Source organism: Ruficoccus amylovorans, from assembly GCF_014230085.1.
Taxonomy (GTDB): domain Bacteria; phylum Verrucomicrobiota; class Verrucomicrobiia; order Opitutales; family Cerasicoccaceae; genus Ruficoccus; species Ruficoccus amylovorans.
Map to the genome: position 1 here is coordinate 1 of NZ_JACHVB010000051.1, position 3,244 is coordinate 3,244.

Here is a 3,244-nt window from a genome sequence, read left to right on the forward strand (position 1 = left end):
CCCCCCCCTTTTCTTCGATGGGATCCCTTGACTGCCACTCAATGATCCAATCGTGACTTAATGCTAGCAAATGCTGCTATGCATAGTGCGATCGAAAACACAAAAATATTGGCACATTTAAAATCACCAGATCCAACCACAAGCACAGACTGATTGCTAGACATAGCTTTTACTACTAAAAAAAATCTACCGATCTACCACTTACCCATGCGACAGATATAGAACCAATAAAAACCACTAAAAAGCACTTAGTATTGCTCAATGACTCATTAGCTATAACACGCCCCACGCATGCTACATACAGTATGAGCAAAACAGAAAAAGCGAGAGATATCGTCGTAGACTTATTAACTCCGATTAGCGCAAGATTGCTTTGACATGAAACAGTAAATCCATAAGCCAGCACACCCAGAACTGCAAGTGACAACGGGTAGATATATTTGTATATTAATTTTGACCACATACAGGACAATTCTCTTCTGTAAAACTATCCAGATCCACATATACAGTAGTCCTAGAATTCGTTCCAACTATTTCTCTTGTATAACGAAGAACACATTCAACAGTCAAGTCATCTCCGTCACAATGAAAAAATGCCAAAACGACTCCATCCGCAGGCGAAAGGCCATCGACATCCCCTGAAAATAAAATTTGCCCATAGCCACTCGCATCTACAAACCCGTGGGTTGAATTCGTCTCATTCGCTCGTACCTCTATTGCCGTTATAACTGCCTGCCTTGTTATATACTCTTCCACCATTTGAGCGGCTTCGGCAACCAGACTGGATAGTATTTGCTCTAATATACGGAAGCCAAATAGGGTCAGGTCAATAATTTAAACGTAACCGTCCGGGCTTGGTCCCACTTTTCAAAGCAGGCAGTCTGGTGTAAGATTTGTGGATGGATTTGGAGTTGGTGGATACGGGGGCGAAGCGCGACAGTCGGGGTCGTCGGATCGAGAGTCGTGAGGAGCGTGAGCGTTTACTTGAGAGCTACGATGGGAGCGGATTGACGCAGAAGGCCTTTGCGCGGCGCGAGGGAGTGGCCTACAACACGCTGGTGTACTGGCTCAAGCAGCGTCGCGAGCGCAGTCAGGCAGGTGGAGGCGTCGAGTCTAAACCTCTTTTCCATGAGATGACGGTGCCGTCCTGCGGGGCCTCTTTGTTGGAGGTATGTTTGCCGGAGGGGCTGATCTTGCGCGGGGGCGATGCGCAGTCGCTGGCGGCATTGGTCAAGGCGTTGCGATGCTGAGCTTGCCCCATCAGCTGCGAGTTTTTGTGGCGGTGGAGCCGGTGGACATGCGCAAGCAGTTTGACGGGCTGTGGGCGGTGGCACGGGACCACTTGGGCGAAGATCCCAAGGGCGGGGCGCTGTTCGCCTTTACGAACAAGACGCGCAACCGCCTAAAGCTGCTGTATTTTGACGGGACGGGGGTGTGGGTGTTTGCCAAGCGCATCGAGCAGGGGCGGCTGAGCTGGCCGATCGGCAGCGACACACGCAAGCTGACGATCACCCCGGCGGCGATGACCATGCTGATGAACGGCATCGACCTGAAGCAGGGGACGCTCAAGGCGTGGTACGAGCGTTAAAATCAGCACGGTTCTCAACACTGTCTTGACGGCCATCGTATCATGTTTTGGATACAGGCATGGACAGCGACGCGGGCTCCCCGGATGTGGAACAGTTGCGGCGCATCGTCGATGAGCAAAACGGCGTGATTGCGGTTTTACGCGAGCAGGTGGACTGGCTCAAAAAGCAGCTCTTCGGGGCGGGCAAAAGTGAGAAGCTCGACAGCGCTCAACTGCGCTTGCGCCTGGACGACCTGGAGCGCCAACTCGAAGCGGTCGAAAAACAAAGTATCGCTTACGAACGTCGTGCCCCCAAGGCGGGCAAACATGAAACGCCTGCTGAGCGCTTCAAGGACCTGCCGGTGGAGGAGACCGTGGTGATTGAGCCGCCGGAGGTGCAGGCCGAGCCGGAAGCCTTTGAGAAGATCGCCGAAGAAGAGACCCTTGAAGTCGATATCCACCCGCCGAAGCTGTTTAAACGCCGCCTCGTTCGCCCCAGGTATCGCCGCAAGCTTGACCGCTCGCAGCCGCCGGTGGTGGCCCCCGCGCCCAGGCGCGTGATCGACGGCAGCTACGCTTCGGCGGGCCTGTTGGCCTGGATCGTTTTAAGCAAATACGTGCAGCACCAGCCGCTTTACCGCCAGGAAAAAGCCTCGTCCATGTGGGGCGCACCTTTGTCACGAAAAACCATGACAGACTGGGTCGAGGCCGTAGCCGAGTGGCTCAAGCCCATCTACAACTACATGCGAACGGACTTGCTCGCGGGCCCCTACATCCAGGCGGACGAGACGCCGGTGCGCTACTGCGACTCCGACCACAAAAAAGGCAAAACCGAACAGGGCTGGCTCTGGGCCATCTCGCGGCCCGGCGGCGACGTCGTCTTTGACTGGCGGCTCTCTCGCCGACACGGCGAGCTGACGTCATTGCTGGACGGATACACCGGCCTGCTCCAGTCCGATGCCTACGGCGCCTACGAAGACTATGCCTCGGGCAACAAGGACGTCATCGCCCTGGGCTGCATGGCCCACGTCCGGCGCAAGTTTTACGACGCCCTCGCCTCCAACAAACGCGAAGCCACCCTCGTGCTCCGACTCATGGCCAGGCTTTACGAACGCGAGGCCACTTACCGCGAAGAAAACCTCGTCCCCGACGAGCGCAAACGCCGCCGTCAGCGAGAAAATGAGATCACGCTGACCCGCCTGCAAAAGGTCATCTCCCTCGCCAGCCGAAAGGCCCTCCCCAAGTCCGCCCTCGGCAAGGCCTGCGCCTACGCCATCTCCCAGTGGCCCCAGCTCGTTGCCTTCCAAAAACACGGCATCGCCGAGATCGACAACAACCTCATGGAAAATGCCATCCGCCCCTCAGCCCTGGGAAAGAAAAACTTCCTCTTCATCGGACACCCCGAGGCCGGCCAACGATCCGCCATCATCTACTCCATCGTCGTCTCCTGCCAGCGCCACAACATCGAACCCTTCCAATACCTGCGCAACATCCTCTCGCGCCTCCCCAATATGACCAACCAGCACGACATCAGCGCTCTGTCACCTGCCAAATGGTCACCAATAGCAACCCAAGCCTGAATCCAAATCGTAACCAGTGGGAAACCCCAAGGGTTACCAGAGAGAAAAATCCACCCTCACAAAGGCAACTCAAGCAGGACACACTCCGGACGCTTAC

3 protein-coding genes are annotated in these 3,244 nt (G+C 55.6%); all 3 read left to right on the forward strand.

Annotated elements, in window-relative coordinates; genetic code table 11:
- Positions 1–899: 899 nt before the first annotated feature.
- Genes tnpA through tnpC form a run of 3 tightly spaced genes read left to right on the forward strand, consistent with a single transcriptional unit; the run spans position 900 to position 3,147 of the window.
- Positions 900–1,250 carry an IS66 family insertion sequence element accessory protein TnpA gene (tnpA, locus tag H5P28_RS15575; RefSeq protein WP_185673692.1) on the forward strand — a complete coding sequence of 117 codons (351 nt, stop codon included), beginning with the start codon at positions 900–902 and terminating at the stop codon, positions 1,248–1,250.
- The gene (gene tnpB / locus H5P28_RS15580; protein WP_185673693.1) at positions 1,244–1,588 is read left to right on the forward strand and encodes an IS66 family insertion sequence element accessory protein TnpB; all 345 of its coding nucleotides are present in this window, start codon (positions 1,244–1,246) and stop codon (positions 1,586–1,588) included. Before tnpA ends, tnpB begins: the two co-directional genes overlap by 7 nt.
- Before the next feature lie 59 nt (positions 1,589–1,647).
- A complete protein-coding gene (tnpC, locus tag H5P28_RS15585) occupies positions 1,648–3,147 on the forward strand; it encodes an IS66 family transposase (RefSeq protein WP_185673694.1) in 1,500 nt (499 codons plus the stop codon).
- Positions 3,148–3,244 lie beyond the last annotated feature (97 nt).